This is a genomic window from Streptosporangium becharense (assembly GCF_014204985.1).
GTDB lineage: Bacteria > Actinomycetota > Actinomycetes > Streptosporangiales > Streptosporangiaceae > Streptosporangium > Streptosporangium becharense.
Genome location: NZ_JACHMP010000001.1, coordinates 5,654,526 through 5,677,401, shown reverse-complemented (window position 1 = coordinate 5,677,401; position 22,876 = coordinate 5,654,526). Strand labels below are relative to the sequence as shown.

Below are 22,876 nucleotides of genomic sequence, written 5' to 3'. Positions count from 1 at the left end.
GGGTGACCGGCTCACCGGCGACGCGAGACACCCCGGCGGGTGACCGGCTCACCGGCGACGCGGGGCCGCCCCGCCGTGGTCCGGATGTTTGCCCCGGGCGGGGCGGGTAAGGCCCCTGGTCCGATGGAGAAAGGGATGACGACCATGGAACGGGGAAGCACCAAGCACGGCCGACGCCTGGACGAGGAACAGAAGCACGAGACCCAGGGCATCGTGCAGGGCGGGGACGACGGCCGCGCGGAGGAGTGGAAGGAGCCCGAGCCCCTCGGCGCGCCGGGTGAGGAGGACCTGGCCTCGACGCCGCGCCCGCCGGCGCACGAGCCGGGTTCCCCGGAGGGGATGAGTCCGGAGGATGTGGACCGCCGCAGCAACCTGGCCAGGTGGATCAGCGGCGTCCACGCGTTCCCCGCCGACCGCGCGACTCTCATCGCCCGCGCGGAGGAGCAGTCGGCGCCCGATCCGGTGCTCTCCGCCGTCCGGTCGCTGCCGGACCGGACGTTCGAGAACATGGAGGACGTGGCGGACGCGCTCGGTTTCGGCGGGGAACAGCAGCGCGACTAGCCCCGGCGCCGCCCGGTCGACGATCGGCCGGATCCGCTCCCGGAGCCGATCTCCCGGGAGCGGATCCGGCCGGTTCAGCGGACGACGACCACCTCGAGGGTGCGCGGGCCGTGCACGCCCTCGACCCGGTTCAGCTCGATGTCACTGGTCGCCGAGGGCCCGCTGATCCAGGTCAGGGGTCTGGCCGGGTCGAGCCGGGCGACGGCCTCGGGGACGCCCGCGACGATCTGGTCCGCGCGTACGACGCACAGGTGGTAGTCGGGCACCAGGGTCAGCGCGCGGCGTCCCTGGCCCGGCCCCGCGTCCAGGACGATCGTCCCGGTCTCGGCGATGCCCACCGCGCATCCGGTGATCACTCCGTCGACCGCGTCCAGTTCCGCCGCGGTGAGCCGCGGGTCGTCGGCGACCGGATCGTCCGGGGCCCACTCGGCGGGCAGGCCGTCCGGGACGACCAGCCGGACGGCGCCCTGCCGGGCCATGGCCGCCCTGATCGTCGCGGCCGCCTCGGAGCCGTCCACCACGTGCACGACGGCCCGGTAGTCGGCCACCCGCTCGGCGAACAGCCCGATCACATCCGTCGCCTCCGGGGAGGTGCGGTAGGAGCGGGTGATCGGCGCGTCGGGGGCTCCGGCGACGGCCGAGCGGATCCGGGCCAGGATCCGCTCCCTGCTGTTCGCGCTCGTCCCCGTGCCGATCTCGGCCGCGGGCCGGGGGTCGGCGGGTGCTCCGGCGGTCATCGGGCTCCTCCGTCCGTGCGGTTCCACCAGTCGCGGAAGGACTCGGCGGGGATGTCGGGGATCTCGCGGGTGTCGGTCCAGGCCGACAGCGGGCCGGGCAGGCGGCCGGGGACGAACCTGCGCAGGCGCCCGCCGAGGCGCTGGACGCGGGCCAGCCGGGAGGGCCGGTCGAAGATCCACCCGGCCGCGCGCATGCCCAGCCGCTCGGCGCGCGCGTGGCGGACCTTGCCGCGCAGGTGCACCAGGACCTCAGGGATGTCGATGGCGACCGGGCACGCCTCGAAGCAGGCGCCGCAGAGGCTTGAGGCGTAGGGCAGCGACGCGTCGATGGCGGAGGCCGTGCCGCGCAGCTGCGGGGTGAGGATAGCGCCGATCGGGCCGGGGTAGACGGAGCCGTACGCGTGCCCGCCGGCGCGCTCGTAGACGGGGCAGACGTTCAGGCAGGCCGAGCAGCGGATGCAGCGCAGCGCCTGGCGGCCGACCTCGTCGGCCAGCACGTCCGTGCGGCCGTTGTCGAGCAGCACCAGGTGGAACTCCTGGCCCTCGGTGGCGCCGGTCCAGGTCGAGGTGTAGGGGTTCATCCGCTCGCCGGTGGAGCTGCGGGGCAGCAACTGGAGGAAGACCTCCAGGTCCCGCCAGGTCGGCAGCAGCTTCTCGACGCCGACCACGCTGATCAGCGTCTCGGGCAGGGTCAGGCACATGCGGCCGTTGCCCTCGGATTCCAGGACCACGAGCGTGCCGGTCTCGGCGATCATGAAGTTGGCCCCGGAGACCGCGACCTTGGTGGACAGGAAGCGCTCGCGCAGGTGGAGCCGGGCCGCCTCGGCGAGAGCACGGGGCTCGTCGGTCAGCTCCTCGGGCGCCGCGCGGCCCCACTCGGCCATCTTCTCCTGGAAGATCTCGCGGATCTCCGCGCGGTTGCGGTGGATCGCGGGGACCAGGATGTGGGAGGGCCAGTCGTCGCCGAGCTGGACGATCAGCTCGGCGAGGTCGGTCTCGTAGGCGGTGATGCCCTCCTCCTGGAGCGCCTCGTTGAGGCCGATCTCCTGGGTGGCCATCGACTTGACCTTGACCACACTGGTCTCGCCGGTCGCCTTGACGAGGTCGGCGACGATCCGGTTGGCCTCCTTGGCGTCGGACGCCCAGTGGACGTGGCCGCCCGCCGCGGTGACCGCCTCCTCCAGTTGGAGCAGGTAGCGGTCGAGGTGGCGCAGGGTGTGGTCCTTGATCTCCTTGCCCGCCCGGCGCAGTTCGGCCCAGTCGGGCAGTTCCCCGACCACGGCGGCCCGCTTGCCGCGGATGGTGTGGGTGGCTTTACGGAGGTTGAACCTGAGCTGGGAGTCCTGCACGGCCGCCGCGGCGTTGTGCGGGAAGGCGGGCATGCCGAGGAAGGTTCCGGCGCCGCTCATCGGGCCGCCTCCGTCGAGGCGAGGATCTCGGCCAGGTGCATGATGCGGACCCCGGTGCGTTGGCGCCTGAGGGTGCCGCCGATGTGCATGAGGCAGGAGTTGTCGGCGGCGCACAGCACCTCGGCGCCGGTGCTCGCGACGTTGTGCACCTTGTCGGCGCACATGGCGGCGGAGACCGCCGGGTTCTTCACCGCGAAGGTGCCGCCGAAGCCGCAGCACTCCTCGGCACCGGGCAGCGGGACCAGTTCCAGCCCCCGTACCTCCCGCAGCAGGCGGGTGGGGCGGTCGCCCAGGTGGAGGCCGCGCAGGGAGTGGCAGGTCGGGTGGTAGGTCACCCGGTGCGGGAAGTAGGCGCCGACGTCGGTGACGCCGAGCACGTCGACGAGGAACTCGGACAGGTCGTGGACCTTCGGCACCGTCTCGGCGACCCGCCGGGCGAAGGAGTCGTCCCGCTCGGCCGTCGCGGGGGCGGAGCCGCCGGTCAGGAGCCCCGCGGGCGCGGCGGTGCGGGCCGGGGTGGTGCGGGCCAGCCGCGGGTACTGCTCGCGGACCATCGCGGCACACGACCCGGACGGGGCGACGACCGCGTCGTATCCGGCGAACACGTCCACGAAGTGCCCGGCCAGCCGCCTGCCCTCCTCGGGGTATCCGGTGTTGACGTGCATCTGGCCGCAGCAGGTCTGCGCCTGCGGGAACTCGACGTCGCAGCCGAGGCGGCGCAGCAGCGTGACGACCGCCTGCCCCGTGCCGGGGAACAGCGTGTCGTTCACGCATGTGATGAACAGGGCGACGCGCACGGCGCTCCTTCCGCTATATGGTCCGACCACAGTATGGTCTGACCATAATCCCCCACAAGAGGAGGGTCCTTGAGCGACTGGCAGCCGGTCCGGCGCACCCGGGCGTTCGAAGACGTGATCGCCCAGATCGAGCAGCGCATCGCGGGTGACGGGCTCAGGGTCGGCGACCGCCTGCCCGGCGAGCGTCAGCTCGCCGAGCAGCTCCAGGTCAGCCGGTCGTCGGTCCGCGAGGCCATGCGCGTGCTGGAGACCCTGGGCGTGGTCTCGTCACAGGTCGGGCGGGGGCCCGACGCGGGTGCGGTGCTCACCTCCAGGCCCGCGGGGGCGTTGACCGATCTGCTCAGGCTCCACCTGGGGCTGGCGAGCCTGTCACTGGAGGAGGTCGTCGACGCCCGGCTGATGATCGAGAAGTGGTCGGCCTCGCACGCCGCCCTGCATGGCGCCGACCTGTCGGCCCTGGCCTCCGCCCTGGAACGGATGGGGGAGGCGGCGACGGCCGAGGAGTTCGTCGAGCACGACACCGCCTTCCACGTGGCCGTCGCCGAGGCGTCGGGCAACCGGCTGACCTCCGCCATGATGCGCTCGCTGCGCGACTCGCTGCGCCGCTACGCGGTCGAGGCCGTCGAGCGCCTGGGTGACACGGACGGGCTCATGGCCGACCACCGCCGGATCTACCGGGCGATCGCCACCGGGGACGCGGCCGAGGCCGCGTCCGCCGTCGAGGACCACCTCCACCGCGCCTATCCCGACATCCGGCGTCCGCTACGGAGTGGGGACCACCGGAGCGGTGGGTGACACGGGAGCGACGGGCGGGACGGGTATCGCGGGCAGGGCGGGCGGGGTGACGGAGTCGGCTGACCGGCAGCCGGCTCCCGCGCAGGAGACGAGCGCGTCGAGTTGCCGCTCGAACTCGGCGATCACCGGGAACGGGACCCTGGCCGCGAGGTTGCGCAGCTGGTAGGGGTCGGCGGCGAGGTCGTACAACTGGTACTCGCCGGTGGCGTACCGGACGAAGGTGTGCCGCTCGGTGCGCATGCCCTGGTACGGGGGGACCGGCGTCTGCCGGGCCGAGCTCGGGTCGGTGGGGCGGTTGAACTCCAGCAGCACGTTCCGGCGCCACGACGGGGGCGTGGTCCCCCGCAGGATCGGGAGCAGGGAGCGGCCCTCGGCGAAGTCGGGCGGCCGGGTCCCGGCGATCTCGGCGAAGGTCGGGGCCAGGTCGACCGTGGCGGCGAGGTCACCGGCCACATGGCCGGGCCGCACACCGGGCCCGCGGACCAGCAGGGGCACCCTGATCGACTCGTCGAAGGGGGTCGTCTTGCCCTGCGCGAGGCGGTGCTGCCCCAGGTGGAACCCGTTATCGGAGCCGAAGAAGATGTAGGTGTCGTCCAGTTTCCCGGAGGTCCGGAGCGTCTCGACCAGGGCGCCGACCATGTCGTCCACGCCGAGCATGGCGCGCAGCCGCCTGCGGTGGCGCTCGTCGAGCTTCTCGATCGCCCGGGGGCCGAGCAGCGGGAGGGACCTCAGCCAGAGGGGCTCGTCGGCGACGTCCTGCCGGTTGAAGGACGGCGGCCGGGGTGCCACGGCGTCGGCGAAGGCCGCGCTGTGCCGGAGGGCGTGGTTGGCCGGGTTGTGCGGGGCGACCGGTGCGAGGTAGAGGAAGAACGGGTCGCCGCCCGGCTGTGAGACGAACGCGCGGGCCTTCTGACTCAGGACGTCGGTCAGGTAGTCGTGCGGCAGGGAGCCGTAGGCCCGCAGCACGCCGTTCTCGTTGAGCGTGTAGTCGTACTCGCCGTAGAGGTTGCGTACGGGGACGTCCCATTCGTTCCAGCCCGGCGGCACGTAGGTGGGCTCGGCGGCGCCGCCCGGGTAGTGGTTGAGGTATTTGCCCATCAGCCCGGTGCGGTACCCGGCCGACTGCATCCACGTGCCGATGGTGGAACGTTCCAGGGCGGAGAGATGGAATCTGGTGAACCCGCCCTCGGGGGCGGTGTTGGTGAGCACGCCGTGGCTGTGCACGTACTGGGACCTCAGGATCGACGCCCGCGACGGGCAGCACCAGGAGTTGGTGGTGAAGAACTGATTGAAACCGGTTCCACCACGCACCAGGAGATTATGGATATTTGGGAAATTTCGGAGATCACCCGCTTCCAGGTCGTCCGCCAGGATGAACACGATGTTGGGTCGCTCGGCCGCGTACGCAACGGTCATCACCGTTCCCGGCACGACGAGGGCGAGGAGTGACACCAGCGAGAGGAGTTTGCGAAGGGCGTTGGGCACACCTGCACGCTTCCCAGCGTGTCGAATTCCGACACCTCACACTCGACCGATCCATATAGAACATGTTCTAATTGCGGAGGCGTGAACGGCGTACGTCCCAAGGAGGCCGTGTGGGCACCGATCTGAGGCTCGGACTGAACCTCGGCTACTGGCAGCGCGACGCCGACGACGCCACCGAGCTCGTCCAGGCCGCCGAACGGCTGGGGTACGAGTCCGTCTGGACCGCGGAGGCGTACGGCAGCGACGCCTTCACCCCGCTGGCCTGGTACGGCGCGCGAACGTCCCGGATCAAGCTCGGCACGTCCGTGGCGCAGATCTCCGCCCGGAGCCCGGCGGCGACCGCGATGACCGCGATGACCCTGGACCACCTCACCGGCGGGCGGCTGCTGCTCGGCATCGGCGCGTCCGGGCCCCAGGTGGTCGAGGGCTGGTACGGCGCGCCGTTCCCGAAACCCCTGGCGCGCACCCGCGAGTACGTGGACCTCATGCGCAGGATCTGGCGCCGCGAGGAGCCGGTGACCTCCGACGGCGAGCACTACCCGCTCCCCTACCCGGGCGGCGCGAACCTCGGCAAGCCGCTGAAGCTGATCACCCGCCCGCTCCGCGCCGAGATCCCCCTCTACCTCGGCGCGGAGGGCCCGAAGAACGTCGCGCTCGCCACGGAGATCGCCGACGGCTGGCTGCCGCTGTTCGCGTTCCCGGAGAGGATCGAACGGATGTACGGGCCGTCGCTCGCCGCGGCCGGGCCGGACTTCGACATCGCGGCCATGGTCCTGACGCTGGTCACCGACGACGTCCGGGCCGCGCTGGACGGGGTCAAGGCGATGCTGACCCTCTACATCGGCGGCATGGGCGCCGAGAGCCGCAACTTCCACGCCGACATCATCGGCAGGATGGGCTACGCCGAGACCGCGCGGGAGGTCCAGGCGCTCTACCTGGCCGGACGCAGGGACGCGGCCTTCGCCGCGATCCCGGACGAGCTGGCCGACGGCATCTCCCTGGTCGGCCCCGCGGGCCGCATCCGCGAACGCCTGGAGCCCTGGCGCCGGAGCCCGGTGACGAGCCTGCTGGTCATGGGCCCCCGCGACGAGCGCTCACTGCGCACGATCCGCGACCTGGTCCTGGGCTGACCGGCTCCGGACCGAGCGGCTCCAGACCGACCGGCGGGGCCTGGGGGCGTCTCCCTCTCCCCGGCGGGGCCCGCTTCCGGCCCGGCGGCTCCACGAGGACGGACGTCCGCGGCCGGTCCCGGCGGGTCCGGCCGCGGACGTCGGCCTGTCCTGCTTACCCGTCCTGTCTACCCGACCTACTTACGGGCACCGAGCTCCTGGACCCAGCCGGAGGACTCGTAGGCGACCTTCATCCCCTTGGGCAGCGGGAGCCCCACGGCGCGCTCGGCGGTCCGGCCCTCCTGGTCCGGGCCGTCGTACTCGAAGGCGAGCAGGCGGGCACCCGACTCGTCGACGATCAGGCGGTGGTGGCCGTCGGCGGTGGTGACCGCGACGCCCGGGCGGCCGAGCGGGTCCGTGACGCCCTGCTCCAGCTTCAGCCCCGGCTGGGCGGCCAGGACGCGCAGCATCGCCGACCGGGTCGCCGGGGACGCCGGGGACGAGAGGATGTGCCGCGCGGCCGTGAAGACGAACTCGCCGAACGGGCCGTCCTCGTGGGCCGCGCGCAGCCACCGCTCCAGCTCCGCGGCGTCACCGGGAAGCTTCCGCTCGTCGTTCAGGGTCAGCGTCTGCTTGCCGAGCTTCGTCTGCAGGGAGATCTTCGAGAAGTCCTCCGTCTTGGGAGCCTCCCACAGGCGGGGGGAGCCCTTCTCACGCCAGGCGGCCTCATCGGCCTCGTCGGCGAAGGTGACCTTCACGTCGAGGTTGGAGGAGCTCCGCCCGTCGCGGCCGTTGTACCAGATCTCTCCGGTGTGGGCGACGACGGCGCCGGAGCCGACGGGCTCGAAGGTGCGGGTGCGCTCGAACCAGTAGCGTCCGGTGTCCGCGGGCTCCCGCGCCGCCGTCTCCGCGCCCGCCAGCAGGAACGTGCCGGCGGTCAGTTCCACGGGAGCGGCCGTCGACCGGCTGGGCGCCGCCACGGCCGGGACCGGGTCGGCCCCCGGTCCGGGCTGCGCCGTCGTGCCCGTCATCGTGGCCGGGACCACCACCGCGGCGGCCGCCGCCGCGAGCGCGCCGGCCACCAGCAGCCGCGGCACGAGGGACAGGCGGGGCACCGCGAGACGGAAGCGCGCGGCGGGCCGGGACGGCGCGGTCTCGGCGAAGGCGCGGGTCAGGTCGGCGTCGCGGCGGCTGCGGTAGGTCTCCTCCATGAGGTTGTCGGGGCGTAGCGCGCGGACGCGGTCGTCGATGTCGTTCATGTCTGCTCCTGCAGGGTCGGGGTGGGGTCGAGTGCCTGGGCGAGGCGCCGGCGGGCGCGGTGCAGGCGGACGGTGAAGGCGCGGGCGGAACAGCCCGCGAGTTTGGCGGCCTCGGCCGGGGCGAGCCCGTACCAGCTGGCGAGGATCACGGCTTCGGCGTCCCGCTCGGAGAGTCCCGCGAGTGCCGCGAGCGCCGTCTCGCGCTCGGCGACCTGCTCGGCCACGTCTCCGGCCGGGGTCAGCTCGGCCAGGCGCTCGACGAGCGTCCGCCGCCGCAGCCCCCAGCGCCGCTGCGCGCGCAACAGGTTGCGGGCGATACCGAGCAGCCACGGCAGGGGTTCCTCCGGCAGCCGCTCCAGTTGCCGCCAGGCGATCAGGAACGTCTCACTTGTGATGTCCTCGGCCGCCTGCCGTTCGGCACGCAGCAGCGCGTAGCCGAACACGCTGCGGTAGTGCCGGTCGTACAGCGCGGTGAATCGCGCTTTGGGGTCGTCCACGGCCAGTAATGCCTTTCGCCGGGCCCCGATCACCGGCGGGAGGAAAAAATTTTACGCGGAAAACCCCGGCCGGGGGTGTGCGCCCACCGACCGGGGTTGCCGTGACACTCACGGTAACGACCCGCCACTACGTCTACAACTATCCCTACCTGTTGAGTAGGTATTCGTGTCGCGGCCCGAGACCGGGGTCAGTCCGGCCGGGGGGCCGGGTCGGCGGTGACGGACCGCAGCAGCGGAGCGGTCGCCGCGCCCGCGCCGACCACCCCGGCGAACCCCAGGACGACGCAGACCAGCAGGGTGACCGCACCCGTCACGTTCATCCCGATGGACACGAACGGCAGAGCGCAGAACATGCCGACCGCCACGGCCCCGCCGCCCATGACCGTCAGCGGGACGAGCGTCTCCGCCCGGCGTGCCCGGTTCAGCACCTCAAGGGGGGTGCCGGCCAGCCGGAGCAGCGCGTACGTCTGCCTGCGGTCGAGGATCGACGAGGCCGCGGTGATCCCCGCGCTGACGATCGCGACGAGGAAGGAGACGGTGAGCACGACGACGGTTCCGACGCCGATGTCGTCGATGATCTGGTAGTTGAACCGGTCCTCGTCCGCGGGCGACGACGCGACGCGGCCGGGCACCAGCCCGTCCAGCGCGGTGCGCGCCCGGTCGACCAGGGCGGCGTCCACCCCGGCCGTACCCGCCGGAGCCGGAGTGCCGGCCGCCGGAGCCGAGGTGCCGGCCGTGGACCCGCCCGCGGGGCCGGATCGCCCCACCGAGATGATGATCGGCTTGCGTCCGCCGGTCCGGCCGCCCTCCCCGACCGTGACCTCGGCGGGGACCTTCGCCGCCGACAGCCGCTCCCGCGCCTCGGCGGCCAGGTCCGCCGACCGCGCGGCGGGCGCCGACACGAGCAGCTCGCCGCGGGAATCGTGCACCACGAGGTCGGCGGGGCTGACCAGGCCGATGAACCCCGCCACGAACCCGGTCAGGGCCACGCCGCTCACGGTCCGCCAGGCGGCCCGGGGGTCGTCGACCAGGCGGCGCCCGGCCAGCAGCCGGGCCGGAGTACGGGCGACGCGGGCGGTGATCCGGCCGATCACGCCGACGACCCAGGGGCCCACCAGGTTGACGCACAGGAAGGCGAGGCCGATGACCACGGCGATCACCCCCACCTCGGTGCGGCCGTTGAGCGCCGGGACCACCGCGAGGACGGCGAGCAGCGCACCCACCCGGACGAACCGCATGGCCGGCGGGGTCTCCCGCTTGGCGACGCCGAGCGGGCTGACCACCACCCGGCGTAGCCCGACCACGGCCGACGCCCCGACGAGCAGCGGCACGGCCAGCAGCACCGCGAGCACGGGCAGGACACCGGGCCACAGGTCGGCCAGGAACCAGGAGCCCCCGGCGATCTCGATCCGGGCGAGCAGCGGGGTGAGCAGCCCGTACAGGGTCAGCCCCAGCAGCGCGCCGCCGAACGCGGTGATCACGGCCTCGACGACGGTCATCGCGACCACCTGGCCGGGTGACGCGCCGACCAGCCGGAGCGCGGCCAGGCGCTGGTCCCGGCGGGCGACGGTGAGCCGGGCCGCCGCGCCCCCGAACACCAGCAGCGGCACGACCATCAGCACGCTCGCGATCAGGCCGAGCGCCTTGTACGCCTCCGCGTTCTGCGTCGGCTCCCCCCGGAAGTCCGCGATCCGGGTGGGGGCGACGCCGGTGCGCGGGTCGACCGGCGCGTCGGCCCGCATCACCGGCGCGTCGGCGGTCTGCCCGCGGACCACGAGCAGTTCACCCGGGTGGACGAGCCCCTCGTCGCCGACCGTCCCGCCACGCCTGCCCCGGAGACGGTCGGCGAGCTGGTCGGCGGGCAGCTCCCCGGCGAGCCCGGCGAGCGCCGGTGAGAGCCAGATCTCCCCCGGGGCCGGGAAACGGGCCAGGCCGGGCGGCGGTGGCGGCGCCTGCGGCCCGAGTGCCGCGAGATCCACGACGATGATCCGCCGGTCGCGCACGTAGTCCGTGTGGACGGCCTCGATCGCGACGGCCCCGGCGGTGGCGGCGACCGGGTTGCGCCACGCCTCCCGCTCGGCCCGCCCCGCGAAACCGAGATTGGCCACGACGGCGAAGAGCAGCAGCGCCGTGGAGACCGCCACCGCGGCCATGGTCAGGCCCGCTCCCAGCAGGCCGCGGCGGCCCCCGCCGCGCAGCAGCCGCCAGCTCAGGCCGATCGACCCGCTCATCCCGCCGCTCCGGAGACCGCGCCGGGCACCACTCCGGTGCCGGGCAGGAGACGTCCGTCGCGGACCTCGACCGTGCGGTCGCACCAGCGGGCCACCTGGGGGTCGTGGGTGACGACGACCAGCGAGGCCTCGTTGCGCCGGGTGGCGTCGGCCAGCAGGCGCATGGTGTCGTGGCCGGTGGCCTGGTCGAGCGCCCCGGTCGGCTCGTCGGCGAAGACGACCGCGGGCCGGGTGACCAGCGCGCGGGCGATCGCCACCCGCTGCGCCTGGCCACCGGAGAGCTCCCCGGGGCGGCGCTGCTCCATGCCGGCCAGGCCGAGCGGCACGAACCACTCACGGGCCTGCCGCACGGCGTCGGCCCGCGAGACGCCGCCGAGCATGAGCGGCAGGGCGACGTTCTCCTCCGCGGGAAGCTCGGGCAGGAGCTGGCCGAACTGGAACACGAACCCGAAACGCGTGCGCCGCAGCGCACTGCGTTCCCGCTCGCCCATCGTGTCGATGCGACGGCCGAGCAGATGCACCTCCCCGGCGTCCGGCTTCATGATCCCGGCCAGGCAATGCAGCAGCGTGGACTTGCCCGACCCGCTCGGACCCATGATCGCCACAGCCTCGCCGCCGTGGATCGCCAGCCCGACGCCGTCGAGGGCCGTGGTCGAGCCGAACCGCTTGACCAGGCCGAAGCCTTCGAGAACAACACTCATGGGAACGACCCTCCCGCGCGGGGACGGCCCGGCGGATCGGCCGACCGTCCCTTCACGCCGGGAGGGACTCGGCCGAACGGCCGACTCCGCCCACACCTCAGGGTGCCCCGCCGTCACCGTGCCCCTCCGGCGCACCGGCCGGTCACGGACGATCCCCAGGCCGCCGGGCGGGCCCCGGACCGGCCGGCGGGCTGGCAGAATCGGCCGGGTGACAATTCGGGTGCTGATCGCTGACGACCAGGAACTGGTACGGACCGGCTTCCAGATGATTCTGGACGCCCAGCAGGACATCGAGGTCGTGGCGACCGCCGCCAACGGGGCCGAGGCCGTCGAGCAGGCGCGCAGGCTCCGGCCGGACGTGTGCCTGCTCGACATCCGGATGCCCAAGCTGGACGGCCTGGAGGCCACCAGGCTGCTGGCCGGGCCCGGGGTGGCCGACCCGATGAGGGTGGTCATCGTCACCACCTTCGATCTGGACGAGTACGTCTACGGAGCGCTGCGCGCGGGAGCCACCGGCTTCCTGCTCAAGGACAGCGGCCCGACCCTGCTCATCGAGGCGATCCGGGCGGCGGCGGCCGGTGACGCGCTGGTGTCGCCCTCGGTCACCGTGCGGCTGCTCGAACACCTGGCCCACCCCCGGGCCGGCGCCACCCGGCAGCCGAGCGAGCCGCTCACCGAACGGGAGCTGGACGTCGTGCGCCTGGTCGCCCGGGGCCGGACCAACCAGGAGGTGGCCGCGGAACTGTTCGTTTCGTTGTCCACGGTCAAGACACACCTGGGGAGCATCCAGACGAAGCTGGGCGCCAGGAACCGGGTGGAGATCGCGGCCTGGGCCTGGGAGTCGGGCATCGTGGGCTGATTAGCCGGAGAGCTGACGGGATAGAAGAAAGGCAGGTCCTTCGGCGCATGCGGGGGGAGATATACATGCGCTCTATCCCATCTCCACAGAAGAAGGCAGCTTCGGCCGTTTACCTGGCTCTCACCGCGCTGGTGCTCGCGCTCACCGCGCTGGTGGTGTTCGAGCGGGCACGCGGGCGGCGCCTGGTTCTGGAGGTGTCCGAGATGGGCGGCGACCCCCATGCCCCCGGCGCCCAGGCCGTCGTCGGCGCCGTCACCGTCTTCGCCGTCCTGATCATCCTCGTCGCGGTGACCGCGGTGGCCGCCGCCGTCGCGTACCTGAACTGGTTGCTGCGCGCCCGGCGCGGCGCGGGCCTGGCCCGGACGCCCGCGCTCGCGAGCTGGTTCGCGCCGGCGGCCAACCTGGTCCTGCCGGCTGTGCTGGTCGACCGGCTCTGGCTGACCGCCCGCCCGCCGGCGGATCGCCGTCCGCGCTGGCTGGCGCTGCTGACCGTCTGGTGGCTGAGCTGGCTGACCGCGCTGGTGCTGGTGCTGGTGCGGTTGTGGCCCGGTGCCCCGCACGGCGGCGCCGACCTGACCGGCATCGGCCCGGCCGAACTGTCCGCCGTCGCGGTCGCCGCCCTGCTGTGCGCGGCGACCGTGCGGGAGGTCACCGCGGTCCAGGCCGCGGGCTCCCGGCCCCGCGGCGGGAGAGCGGCGGCACACGTCGAGCCTTCGCCCTCGCCGGAACCGGCCCCGCGGTCCCACCCCGGCGCCCGCCCCAGTGCCCGTCTCAATGCTCGCCTCAGTGCTCGTCTCAGCGCCGGCCGCGACGCCCGCCGTGGAGCCCTGCGCCTGCTGACGGCCCGGCCCTTCCTGCGGCGGACCTCCGGCACCACCCCGCCGGGCGCCGCCGAGCAGACCGAGCAGGTCTCCTCGACCGGCCGGTGAACGGGCCACACCTCCCGTGCCTCCCGGCCGGCGGACCCGTGCGGGAGGCGCGGAGGAGGACGCGGAGGGGATACGGCGTCAATCCCATGCCCTGATGAGCAGCCAGCCCTCTCCGGCGGTGTCGAAGCGGAGCTCGTAGACGCCGACCCGGCCGCCCGGGTCGGCTTCGAGCCGCCAGAACCTGCGCTCGCCGGGATCGCTGTCGGAGGTCTTCCACCACTCACGCGCGACCACCCAGTGGTCGAGGATCCGGTGGACCGTGTGGAGCCGGTCACGCCAGACGAACTGGACGGGCTGCCCCTCGCGGCTCCACACCTCGATCGGGTCGCCGTAAAGTCTGCTCAACGCATCTTCTCCCGCGGCTTTCGGACGAGCACCCGGGGGAAGGCGGGCCTGGCATATCGAACATACGTTCTTATGGCGTCGAGTGCAAGTCCCCCATCTGCCGCACCAGTGGATTGGCGTCCACCGAGTTGCGGATGCTGAACGTCACGCTGCCCGCGCGGTAGCGGTCGTCGGACCACTCGACGGGGCGGCCCTCGTGGGTGGTGGTGACCCGGCGCTGGCGCAGCAGCGGGCTGCCCCGCCGCACTCCGAGCAGCCGGGAGTCCTCGACGCCGGCCGCCACCGCGTCGATGAGGTGCTCACCGTAGGCGAAGACCAGCCCGGCGTTCTCGTAGAGCGCCTGGGTGACCGACTCGCAGTCGGGATCGACCCGCTCGACGGCCGGGGCGATCCAGCCGGCGTAGACCGTCCGCTCCAGCATGACCGGCTCGCCTTCGAGAGAACGCAGCCGGAGCACCGCCAGGACCGGCTCGCCCGGCTGGAGCGCCAGCCGGGCCGCCTCAATGGGGCTCGCACCCCTGCGGCGCTGTTCCAGCACCCGCCCGCTGACCCGGTATCCCATCGCCCGTGCCCACTGCGCGAAGCTGTGCAGCTCGGCGAAGCTCTGGCTGCGCTCGCGGCCGAGCACGATGCGCCTGGCCCCCTGCCGGGACCCGACCAGCCCCTCGCTGGCGAGCACCGCGACCGCCTGGCGGACCGTGCCCCGGGACGCCGCGAAACGGGCGGCGAGCTCGGCCTCGGAGGGCAGCTGCGCGCCGACGGCGTACTCCCCGCGCATGATCGCGTCGCGCAGCTCCGCCGCGATGCGCACATAGCGGGACGCCACCGTCACCCCCTCCCGGCCCGGCGGGCGGCACGGTCTCTCCGCTGCGCGCACCGGACGGCCGGCTCCGGCTCCACCACAGACAACGGCCGACCCTCCGCAAGGCTCTGATTTTTGCATTTCGCCGACGTACTCGCGGCGTTCACCGAGCCGCAACCGGGCCCCGGTCCACGCACCCTAGCTTGTTTGGACAAGTTCGCCGACTTTCGTGATTATCCCGCGAAACCTCCTTGGGAGACACCGTGACCGCATCCCGAGTCCGCTTCACCGGCCTGGCCGCGCTCCTCCTCGCGGGGACCGCGGCGTGCGGGGCCGCCCCGACCACCGCCACCCCGTCCGGCGGCGCCGCGGGCGGCGGCTCCCCGGCCGGCACGGACGCCAGGACGGCCACCTCCGCAGCCGACTTCGGCGGACTGGACAAGCTCGTGGAGGCCGCGAAGAAGGAAGGCAAGCTCCACGTCATCGCCCTCCCGCCGGACTGGGCCAACTACGGAAAGATCATCGAGGCGTTCACCGCGAAGTACGGCATCGAGATCGAGAGCGAGACCCCCGACGCGTCCAGCGCCGACGAGATCAACGCGGTGAAGACCCGCAAGGGCCAGGACCGCGCACCCGACGTGCTCGACCTCGGCCAGTCCTTCGCGATCAGCGGCGCCGCCGAGGGCCTGTTCGCTCCCTACAAGGTCCAGACGTGGGACAAGATCTCCGCCAACCAGAAGGAGCCGAGCGGGCTCTGGTTCAACGACTACGGCGGCTACGTCTCCATCGGCTGCGACGCCAAGAAGATCACCAAGTGCCCGGAGACCTTCGCCGACCTGCTCAAGCCCGAATACAAGGGCAAGGTCGCGCTGAACGGCAACCCCACCAAGTCGGGCTCGGCGTTCGCGGGCGTCTACGCGGCGGCCCTGGCGAACGGGGGTTCGTTCGACGACATCCAGCCCGGCCTCGACTTCTTCAAGAAGCTCAAGGAGAGCGGCAACTTCAACCCGGTGGAGACCACCCCGGCCACCATCGAGAAGGGCGAGACCCAGATCAGCATCGACTGGGACTACAACAACGCCGCCTACGCCCCCAAGATGGCGGCCAAGGGCATCGACTGGAAGACCGTCGTCCCCACCGACGGCAAGTACTTCCAGCTCTACGCGCAGGCGATCAACAAGGACGCCCCGCACCCGGCCGCCGCCCGCCTGTGGCAGGAGTTCCTCTACAGCACCGAGGGCCAGAACCTCTACCTGGGCGGTTTCGCCCGCCCCGTCCTGCTGCCCGCCATGCAGGCCGACGGCACGGTCGACAAGGCGGCCGAGGCCAACCTGCCTCCGGTCGAGGGTGACCCGGCCTTCCCGACCGAGGCCCAGGTCAACAAGGCCAAGGAGGTCCTGGCCACCGGCTGGGGCGCCGCGGTCGCCGGCTGATGGCCGTTCCCGCCCAGGTCCCGGCCACCGCTCCCGGCGACGGCCGGGAGCGGTCACCGGACCGATCGCCGGGCCGGTCAGGAGGTCGGTCGCCGGGCCGGTCGCCGGACCGGGCGCCGGGCCGGTCACGAGGTCGGTCGCCGGGCCGGTCGCGGGGCTGGCCGGGCGCCGTGCCGCTGCTCACCGTCGTGGCCGTCGCGTTCGGAATCCCGGTGCTCACCCTGCTGGCCGGTGCGTTCACCGTCGAGGACCCGGCCACCGGGACGTCCACGTTCGGCACGGCCAACCTGTCCCGGAGCCTCCAGGACCCCTACCTCGGCACGATCTCCAGCAGCGTGCGACTGTCGGCCGTGGTCGCGGTGGCGGGCGCGGTCGCCGGGACGATCCTCGCCCAGGCCGTGATCACCTCCAGGTTCCGGGCTCTGCGCGAGACCGTGCTGACCTTCTCCGGCGTACTGGCCAACTTCGGCGGCGTGCCGCTGGCGTTCGTCTGGATCGCCACCCTCGGCAACTCCGGCGTGGTCACCACCATGCTGGGGCTGGGCTCCGGGGTGCTGTACAACTTCTGGGGCCTGGCGCTGGTCTACCTGTACTTCTCGGTGCCGCTCATGGTGCTGGTCGTGACCCCGGCGCTGGACGGGCTGCGTCCGCAGTGGCGGGAGGCGGCGTACAACAGCGGCGCCACTACCTGGCAGTTCTGGCGCCACGTCGGCGTCCCGGTGCTGGCCCCGGCCCTGCTGGGCGGTGTCGTCCTGCTGTTCGGCGGGGCGTTCGCCGCCTACGCCACCGCCGCGGCGATGGTCGGCAGCACGGTTCCGCTGGTCACCCTGCAGATCGCCGACGCGCTCACCGGCGACGTCCTCGTCGGCTACGAGAACATCGCCCTCGCGCTCAGCCTCGACATGATCGTCGTCGCCCTGCTGGTGATGGCGGTCTACCTGCCGCTGCAGAGGAGGAGTTCCCGATGGCTGCGGTAGCCGTCATCCCCGAGGCCGCCGCCGGCCCCGCCGCCGCGACTCCCCGGGGTGGGCGGGTCTGGCGCCGGCTCGTCCTGGGCCTCGCGGCGCTCTACTTCGCCGTCCCGATGGCGGTGTCGTTCTGGTTCACCGTCCGTACCGGGGACGGCGGCCTCTCCCTCGCCGCGTACGGGCGGATCCTGTCCGCGCCGGGCTTCGTGCCAAGCCTGCTGCTCTCCCTCGGGCTCGCCGCCGCCACGATCACACTGGTGCTGCTGCTGACCCTGCCCGCGATGCTGGCCGCACGCCTCGGCGCGCCGCGGCTCGGCCCGCTGCTGGAGGTGATCGCCACGCTCCCGCTGGTCGTGCCGCCGATCACGTACGTGGTCGGCATCGGCACGGCGCTGCGCGGCGGCGTCGACGCGCTGGCCGCCACCCCGCTCTGGGCGACGCTGATCGCGATCCAGGACGAGAGGTTCCCGGTCGTGCTGGTGCTGGCGTACGTGATGCTGACGCTGCCGTTCGCCCACCGGTCGCTGGACGCCGGCCTGCGCGCGATCGACGTGCGGACGCTGGTGGAGGCGGCCCGCAACCTGGGGGCCTCCTGGCCGCACGTGCTGTTCCGGGTGATCATGCCGAACCTCCGCCCGGCCCTGGCCGGCGCGTCGTTCCTCACCCTCGCGCTGGTCATGGGCGAGTACACGGTCGCCGCCCTGCTCGGCTACCAGACGTTCCCGGTGTGGATCGTCACCGTGTCGGGCAACGACGGGCAGCTCTCGGTGGCCCTGTCGATCCTCAGCCTGCTTCTCATCTGGTCGTTGCTGCTCACCCTGTCGGGTGCGGGAAGGAGACGTTCGTGACCGTCGAGTTCCGGGGGCTGCGCCGCGTGTTCGGCCGCACGGTCGCCCTGGACGGCCTGGACCTCACCGTCGGGCAGGGCGAGCTGATGGCCCTGCTCGGACCGTCCGGGTGCGGGAAGACCACGGCGCTGCGCTGCGTGGCCGGGTTCGAGCGGCCCGACGCCGGGGCGGTGTTCGTCGACGGGAAGGACGTCACCCGGGTGCCCGCCAACCGGCGGGACACGGGCATGGTCTTCCAGTCGTACAGCCTGTTCCCCAACCTCAACGCCCGGGACAACGTGGCGTTCGGGCTCCGGGTCCGCAAGGTGCCCGCCGCCAGGCGGCACGCGCGGGCGGCCGAGCTGCTGGAGCTCGTCGGCCTCCCCGACCACGGTGACCGCTACCCGCACGAGCTCTCCGGCGGCCAGCAGCAGCGTGTCGCCCTGGCCAGGGCACTGGCACCGGAACCGCGTGTGCTGCTGCTGGACGAGCCGCTGTCGGCGCTGGACGCCAAGGTGCGCCTCACGCTCCGCGAGGAGATCCGGCGGCTCCAGCTCGACCTGGGCATCACCACCGTCTTCGTCACCCACGACCAGGAGGAGGCCCTGTCGGTCGCCGACCGGGTCGCGGTGCTGCGCGGCGGCCGGCTGGAGCAGTGCGGGCCGCCGGCTGAGATCTACGACCGGCCCGCCACACCGTTCGTGGCCGAGTTCGTCGGCACGATGAACCACCTCCCGGGCCGCGTCACGGGTGACCGGGTCACCGTCCTCGGCCGGTCCCTGCCGGTGGACGGGCCGCTGCCCGGCTCCCCCGACGTGGACGTGCTCATCCGGCCGGAGGCGGTGCTCCTCACCCCCGACCCCGGGGGTGAGGCGACGGTCGTGACGTCGTCGTTCCGCGGCGCCTCCGCGCGACTGCGGATCCGGCTGGGCGATCTGGAGGTCCTCGGCGACGTGCCGGGCCACGACGCGGTACGGCTCACACCCGGCACCCGGGTGGCCGTGGACCTGGTGCGACGGCCCGTTCTCGTCGCGGCGCGCACCGTGCCCGCCGGGGCCGCCGGCTCCTTCGGGTCCGTTGAGCTCGGTGAGTCCGGTGAGCCCCCTGTGCCCCGTGAGCACGGTGAGCGCGGTGAGCGCGCTGTGCCCCGTGAGCACGGTGAGCCAATCGCTGCCACCGCACCTGCCGCTTCCGGGGCCGCGTCCGGTGCGGCGCCCGCGCGACCGGAGTCGGAGGACCCCGCGGGTGTCGGCTGAGCTGCGCGCCGTCCTGTTCGACATGGACGGCACGCTCGTCGACACCGAGGGGATGTGGTGGGAGGCGTGCCTGGCGGTCGCCGCCGAGCTGGGCGTGAAGCTCACACCGGCCGACGCCGATGAGGTGTTCGGCCGGCCGGTCGGCCACGTGGCCGCGCACCTCACCCACCTGGCCCACCTGGCCCGCCTGGCCCGCCTCAGCGGCGCCGCCCCCGCTGCCGTCCCTGCCCCCGCCCGTGTCCGCGTCCCCGCTGCCACCCCCGCCTCCGTCCGCGCTCCGGAGGGTTCCGAAGGGGAGGCGGGGATCGGGGCACGGCTGACGGAGGCGTTCGCCGAACGGATCGCGGGCGGGGTGACGCCGCTGCCCGGCGCGATCCGGCTCCTGGACGAACTGGGAGCGCACGGTGTGCCCGTCGCACTGGTCACCGCGTCCCCCCGGCGGATCGTGGACGCGGTGCTGCGCACCGTCGGGGCGGAGCGGTTCGCCCTGGTCGTCGCCGCCGAGGACACCGCACGCGGCAAGCCGCTGCCGGACCCGTACCTCAAAGCGGCCCGTGACCTGGGCGTGGACCCCGCGGGTTGCGTGGCCGTCGAGGACAGCCCGACCGGGCTCGCGGCGGCCCACGCCGCCGGATGCCGGGTGATCTCCGTCGCGGGCCACGCCCCGCCCGGCGGAGCGCTGTCCGTGGACGGGCTGGAGACGGTGAACCTGCCGCTGCTACGCCTCCTCGCCCGGGGCGGGATCTCGATAGGCTGAGCCACCCATGTGACGGAATATGCGGTTAGGTACAAAGGTGAACAACCTCACTCCTGGTGACCCCCTGCAGATCGGGCGATACCGCGTGCTCAGTCAGCTGGGCCGCGGGGGGATGGGCACCGTCTACCTCGGTGAGTCCGACGGCGGGCAACAGGTCGCCATCAAGGTGATCAACCCGGAGTACAGCCGGCACGAGCAGTTCCGGATGCGTTTCCGCCGGGAGGCCGACGCCGCACAGCGGGTCCGCAGGTTCTGCACGGCCGCGGTCCTCGACGCGGCGCTCGACGGGGACCAGCTCTACGTCGTCACCGAGTACGTGCCCGGCCCGAGCCTGGAGGAGGCCGTGCGGACGGGTGGGCCGCTGCGCGGTTCCAGCCTCGACGCGCTGGCCGTGGGAGTGGCGACCGCGCTGGCCGCGATCCACGGCGCCGGGGTCGTGCACCGCGACCTCAAACCGTCGAACGTACTGCTCTCCCCCGTGGGTCCCCGGGTGATCGACTTCGGTATCGCCCGCGCGCTGGACTCCCTCAGCGGGATCACCGGGACCGGTGAGATCATCGGCACGCCTCGTTACATGGCGCCCGAGGTGCTGCGCGGCGAGCCGGTCTCGCCCTCCTGCGACGTGTTCTCCTGGGGCTGCCTGGTCGCCTTCGCCGCCAGCGGGCAGCCGCCGTTCAACGGGGAGGCGCTGCACGCGGTGGTCTACCAGGTGCTCAACACCGAACCCTCCCTGGAGGGCATGGAACCCGCGCTGCGCGAGCTCGTCACCTACGCCCTCGTCAAGGACCCCCGCTACCGGCCCACCTCCCAGCAGCTCCTGGACCACCTGGTGGGCCGCTCCGCCGCTCCCGAGCAGGCCGTGCACTCCGTGCAGACGGCATGGCAGCAGACCTCGCACCAGCCCGCCGGTCACCAGCCGCCGGGGGGCCCGACCCCGGGGACCCCGATGGCCCCGGGATCGGGAACCTCGTCCCAACCGGCGGCGTGGCAGCACACCGGGCAACCGGCGACACAGCAGACGGGCTGGCAGCACACCGGATCACCGCACACCGGGGCACCTCATACTGTCGTGGCCTCCCCCAACACGGTCGCCGACCGTACCACCGCGAGCCCGCACCGCATGGACACCGACCCCACCACCGCGAGCCCGCACCGCATGGACACCGACCCCACCACCGCGAGCTCGCACCGCATGGACGCCGACCGGCCGGGCACGCCGCGGGCCGGTGCCGACCACACGGTTCCCGGCGGAGCGCTCGGCAGGGCGAGATGGATGGGAGTCGCGCGGCGCAACCCGCTGCTCGCGGTGGCGGCGGCCGCCCTGATCGTGGTGGGCGGCGGGTTCGGCGCGCACCTCCTGCTCTCACCCGGTGGCCCGCCGGAGAGCCTTCCCCTGATCTATCAGGACGACTTCACCCAGAGCGGGACCGGCTGGGCCGGGAGCACCTACGATCCGGCCGGAACCGGCAACAAGTACGGCTACGCGTCCGGGGGCTACTACGCCATCGACGTCGACGGCGACACCCCCGTCCGGCAGGAGGACGCGCCGATCCCCTTCGTCCCGGCTGCCCCGCCCACGCCGACCCCGGGTGCCACCCCCACCCCGATCACCCCGGCCCGGCTCCTGGTCGGCGCCGACCTCACCGTCCACCGCGGCAGTACCGGCCAGGGCGAGTACGGCCTGTTCTGCCGCGGCGACGACGACACCAAGGCGACCCGGTACGAGTTCCTCATCGACACCGACGGCAACGCCCGCATCCGCAAGTCCGTCAAGAGCGCCGGCGGCGAACTCGCCAAGCCCGTCCCGGTCGAGCTGGGGGACGGACCGAACAGCATCCAGGCGGAGTGCACCCCGGCCGACGACGGCCTGCGGCTCACCATGTGGGTCAACGGCGAGCAGGCCCAGTCGATCCTCGACGCCAACCCGCTCCCGAACGGCCAGGTCGGTGTGATCGCCCGGGTCGGCGAGAACAGCAAGTCCGTCCTCAAGGTCGGATTCGACAACTTCACCCTGCACGGTCAGCCCTCCCCGAACCCGTCCTGACCCCTCCCTGCTCCCGGAAGGCGTGTGTGGAGGCGACGGGGACGGGTGACGCTCGACGGGAACGGGGATGATCGACGCACCAACCGAGTCAAGGAGCCAATCACCATGCGCGCCATAGTCGTCTCCGCCACCGGCGGGCCGGAGGTCCTCGCCTACACCGACCACCCGGACCCCGAGATGAACCCGGGTGAGGTCCTCGTCGACGTCGCCGCCTCCGGCGTGAACTTCATCGACGTCTACCACCGGATCGGCCGTTACCCGCTCTCGCTGCCCTTCGTCCCCGGTGAGGAGGGGGCCGGCGTCGTCGCGGCGGTCGGCGAGGACGTCGAGGGGTTCGCCGTCGGCGACACGGTGGCCTGGGCTCAGGTGCCGGGCGGCTACGCCACCCGGGCGGTCGTACCGGCGTCCCGGCTGCTGCGGGTACCCGAGGGGGTCACCCCCGAGGTCGCGGCGGCCGTCACGCTGCAGGGCCTGACCGCCCACTACCTGACCCACTCGACGTACGACATCAAACCGGGCGACGAGGTGCTGGTCCACGCCGCCGCCGGGGGCATGGGGCTGCTGCTCACCCAGATCGCGAAGCTTCGCGGCGCCCGGGTGATCGGCACGGTCTCCACCGACGAGAAGGAGGTCCTGGCCCGCCAGGCCGGCGCCGACGAGGTGCTCCGCTACCGGGGCTTCGCCGACGCGGTCCGCGACCTGACCGGCTCCGGCGTGCACGTCGTCTACGACGGTGTGGGGGCGGCCACCTTCGACGAGAGCCTGGCGGCGCTGCGTCCGCGCGGCATGATGGCCCTCTACGGGCAGGCCAGCGGCCCGGTCCCGCCCGTCGACCCGCAGGTCCTCGCCAAGCACGGCTCCCTCTTTTTGACCCGGCCCTCCCTCGGCGCCTACATCGCCACCCGCGACGAGCTCGTCTGGCGTGCCTCCGACATCTTCGGCTGGGTCGCCTCCGGCCGCCTCAGGGTGCACATCTCCCACCGCTACCCGCTGGCCGAGGCGGCCCGTGCCCACGAGGACCTGGAGGCCCGCCGTACGACCGGCAAGGTGCTGCTGATCCCCTGACCCGTTCCCG

General features: G+C 73.1%; 22 protein-coding genes. 12 read left to right on the top strand and 10 right to left on the bottom strand.

Annotated features, from left to right (window positions below; all coding sequences use genetic code 11):
• The first annotated feature begins 135 nt into the window (after nt 1-135).
• Nucleotides 136-561 carry a DUF2795 domain-containing protein gene (locus F4562_RS24945; RefSeq protein WP_246473553.1) on the top strand — a complete coding sequence of 142 codons (426 nt, stop codon included), beginning with the start codon at nt 136-138 and terminating at the stop codon, nt 559-561.
• 74 nt (nt 562-635) lie between these two features.
• Here F4562_RS24945 and F4562_RS24940 read toward each other — a convergent pair whose 3' ends face one another.
• Genes F4562_RS24940 through F4562_RS24930 form a run of 3 tightly spaced genes read right to left on the bottom strand, consistent with a single transcriptional unit; the run spans nt 636 to nt 3,504 of the window.
• Nucleotides 636-1,298, bottom strand: a complete 663-nt coding sequence (locus F4562_RS24940) for a LutC/YkgG family protein (RefSeq protein WP_184540874.1) — start codon at nt 1,296-1,298, stop codon at nt 636-638.
• Nucleotides 1,295-2,707 carry a lactate utilization protein B gene (locus F4562_RS24935; RefSeq protein ID WP_184540875.1) on the bottom strand — a complete coding sequence of 471 codons (1,413 nt, stop codon included), beginning with the start codon at nt 2,705-2,707 and terminating at the stop codon, nt 1,295-1,297. Before F4562_RS24935 ends, F4562_RS24940 begins: the two co-directional genes overlap by 4 nt.
• Entirely contained in the window at nt 2,704-3,504 is an 801-nt protein-coding gene (locus F4562_RS24930) for a (Fe-S)-binding protein (protein WP_184540876.1), read from the bottom strand. Before F4562_RS24930 ends, F4562_RS24935 begins: the two co-directional genes overlap by 4 nt.
• Nucleotides 3,505-3,573: 69 nt before the next feature.
• On the opposite strand from F4562_RS24930, the gene F4562_RS24925 reads away from it, so the two are divergent.
• Nucleotides 3,574-4,299, top strand: a complete 726-nt coding sequence (locus F4562_RS24925) for a FadR/GntR family transcriptional regulator (RefSeq protein WP_184540877.1) — start codon at nt 3,574-3,576, stop codon at nt 4,297-4,299.
• Here the strand turns inward: F4562_RS24925 and F4562_RS24920 are convergent.
• Nucleotides 4,267-5,784: a sulfatase family protein gene (locus F4562_RS24920; protein WP_311733938.1), complete on the bottom strand. Its 1,518-nt coding sequence runs from the start codon at nt 5,782-5,784 to the stop codon at nt 4,267-4,269. The two genes, F4562_RS24925 and F4562_RS24920, sit on opposite strands and share 33 nt — an antisense overlap.
• Before the next feature lie 110 nt (nt 5,785-5,894).
• On the opposite strand from F4562_RS24920, the gene F4562_RS24915 reads away from it, so the two are divergent.
• Complete coding sequence (locus F4562_RS24915) at nt 5,895-6,914, top strand: LLM class F420-dependent oxidoreductase (protein WP_184540878.1); 1,020 nt, start codon at nt 5,895-5,897, stop codon at nt 6,912-6,914.
• Between the two features lie 176 nt (nt 6,915-7,090).
• Here the strand turns inward: F4562_RS24915 and F4562_RS24910 are convergent, their stop codons facing one another.
• The 4 genes from F4562_RS24910 to F4562_RS24895 all read right to left on the bottom strand — a co-directional run bounded on the left by F4562_RS24910 (nt 7,091) and on the right by F4562_RS24895 (nt 11,581).
• Nucleotides 7,091-8,152, bottom strand: a complete 1,062-nt coding sequence (locus F4562_RS24910; protein ID WP_184540879.1) for a CU044_5270 family protein — start codon at nt 8,150-8,152, stop codon at nt 7,091-7,093.
• Nucleotides 8,149-8,649 (bottom strand): RNA polymerase sigma factor, encoded by a 501-nt coding sequence (locus F4562_RS24905; RefSeq protein ID WP_311733939.1) that lies wholly within the window; start codon nt 8,647-8,649, stop codon nt 8,149-8,151. Before F4562_RS24905 ends, F4562_RS24910 begins: the two co-directional genes overlap by 4 nt.
• A 188-nt stretch (nt 8,650-8,837) precedes the next feature.
• The gene (locus F4562_RS24900) at nt 8,838-10,880 is read right to left on the bottom strand and encodes an FtsX-like permease family protein (RefSeq protein ID WP_221206757.1); all 2,043 of its coding nucleotides are present in this window, start codon (nt 10,878-10,880) and stop codon (nt 8,838-8,840) included.
• A complete protein-coding gene (locus F4562_RS24895) occupies nt 10,877-11,581 on the bottom strand; it encodes an ABC transporter ATP-binding protein (RefSeq protein WP_184540880.1) in 705 nt (234 codons plus the stop codon). The genes F4562_RS24900 and F4562_RS24895 overlap by 4 nt, the downstream gene beginning before the upstream one ends.
• 208 nt (nt 11,582-11,789) lie before the next feature.
• On the opposite strand from F4562_RS24895, the gene F4562_RS24890 reads away from it, so the two are divergent.
• Together F4562_RS24890 and F4562_RS24885 are read left to right on the top strand one after the other, a co-directional pair.
• The gene (locus F4562_RS24890; protein WP_184540881.1) at nt 11,790-12,440 is read left to right on the top strand and encodes a response regulator; all 651 of its coding nucleotides are present in this window, start codon (nt 11,790-11,792) and stop codon (nt 12,438-12,440) included.
• A 65-nt stretch (nt 12,441-12,505) separates the two neighbouring features.
• The gene (locus F4562_RS24885; RefSeq protein ID WP_221206759.1) at nt 12,506-13,369 is read left to right on the top strand and encodes a DUF4328 domain-containing protein; all 864 of its coding nucleotides are present in this window, start codon (nt 12,506-12,508) and stop codon (nt 13,367-13,369) included.
• Nucleotides 13,370-13,447: 78 nt separating this feature from the next.
• On the opposite strand, the gene F4562_RS24880 is transcribed toward F4562_RS24885, so the two are convergent.
• Entirely contained in the window at nt 13,448-13,714 is a 267-nt protein-coding gene (locus F4562_RS24880) for a DUF6504 family protein (protein ID WP_184540882.1), read from the bottom strand.
• A gap of 70 nt (nt 13,715-13,784) precedes the next feature.
• Nucleotides 13,785-14,540, bottom strand: a complete 756-nt coding sequence (locus F4562_RS24875) for a GntR family transcriptional regulator (RefSeq protein ID WP_184540883.1) — start codon at nt 14,538-14,540, stop codon at nt 13,785-13,787.
• 239 nt (nt 14,541-14,779) lie between these two features.
• On the opposite strand from F4562_RS24875, the gene F4562_RS24870 reads away from it, so the two are divergent.
• The 7 genes from F4562_RS24870 to F4562_RS24840 all read left to right on the top strand — a co-directional run bounded on the left by F4562_RS24870 (nt 14,780) and on the right by F4562_RS24840 (nt 22,866).
• Complete coding sequence (locus F4562_RS24870) at nt 14,780-15,949, top strand: ABC transporter substrate-binding protein (protein ID WP_184540884.1); 1,170 nt, start codon at nt 14,780-14,782, stop codon at nt 15,947-15,949.
• A gap of 170 nt (nt 15,950-16,119) precedes the next feature.
• Entirely contained in the window at nt 16,120-16,926 is an 807-nt protein-coding gene (locus F4562_RS24865; protein ID WP_311733940.1) for an ABC transporter permease, read from the top strand.
• Entirely contained in the window at nt 16,914-17,765 is an 852-nt protein-coding gene (locus F4562_RS24860; RefSeq protein WP_184540886.1) for an ABC transporter permease, read from the top strand. Before F4562_RS24865 ends, F4562_RS24860 begins: the two co-directional genes overlap by 13 nt.
• The gene (locus F4562_RS24855; RefSeq protein WP_311733941.1) at nt 17,762-19,000 is read left to right on the top strand and encodes an ABC transporter ATP-binding protein; all 1,239 of its coding nucleotides are present in this window, start codon (nt 17,762-17,764) and stop codon (nt 18,998-19,000) included. The genes F4562_RS24860 and F4562_RS24855 overlap by 4 nt, the downstream gene beginning before the upstream one ends.
• Nucleotides 18,990-19,757 (top strand): HAD family hydrolase, encoded by a 768-nt coding sequence (locus tag F4562_RS24850; RefSeq protein ID WP_184540887.1) that lies wholly within the window; start codon nt 18,990-18,992, stop codon nt 19,755-19,757. Before F4562_RS24855 ends, F4562_RS24850 begins: the two co-directional genes overlap by 11 nt.
• Before the next feature lie 37 nt (nt 19,758-19,794).
• A complete protein-coding gene (locus F4562_RS35225) occupies nt 19,795-21,801 on the top strand; it encodes a serine/threonine-protein kinase (protein WP_311733942.1) in 2,007 nt (668 codons plus the stop codon).
• A gap of 105 nt (nt 21,802-21,906) precedes the next feature.
• Entirely contained in the window at nt 21,907-22,866 is a 960-nt protein-coding gene (locus F4562_RS24840) for a quinone oxidoreductase family protein (RefSeq protein WP_184540888.1), read from the top strand.
• The last annotated feature ends 10 nt before the right edge of the window (nt 22,867-22,876 follow it).

Coding starts and splice junctions, on each gene's coding strand:
- F4562_RS24910 (WP_184540879.1), bottom strand. CDS start 8,152: ATGAACGACATCGACGACCGCGTCCGCGCGCTACGCCCCGACAACCTC.
- F4562_RS24860 (WP_184540886.1), top strand. CDS start 16,914: ATGGCTGCGGTAGCCGTCATCCCCGAGGCCGCCGCCGGCCCCGCCGCC.
- F4562_RS24945 (WP_246473553.1), top strand. CDS start 136: ATGACGACCATGGAACGGGGAAGCACCAAGCACGGCCGACGCCTGGAC.
- F4562_RS24940 (WP_184540874.1), bottom strand. CDS start 1,298: ATGACCGCCGGAGCACCCGCCGACCCCCGGCCCGCGGCCGAGATCGGC.
- F4562_RS24935 (WP_184540875.1), bottom strand. CDS start 2,707: ATGAGCGGCGCCGGAACCTTCCTCGGCATGCCCGCCTTCCCGCACAAC.
- F4562_RS24900 (WP_221206757.1), bottom strand. CDS start 10,880: ATGAGCGGGTCGATCGGCCTGAGCTGGCGGCTGCTGCGCGGCGGGGGC.
- F4562_RS24885 (WP_221206759.1), top strand. CDS start 12,506: ATGCGCTCTATCCCATCTCCACAGAAGAAGGCAGCTTCGGCCGTTTAC.
- F4562_RS24840 (WP_184540888.1), top strand. CDS start 21,907: ATGCGCGCCATAGTCGTCTCCGCCACCGGCGGGCCGGAGGTCCTCGCC.
- F4562_RS24895 (WP_184540880.1), bottom strand. CDS start 11,581: ATGAGTGTTGTTCTCGAAGGCTTCGGCCTGGTCAAGCGGTTCGGCTCG.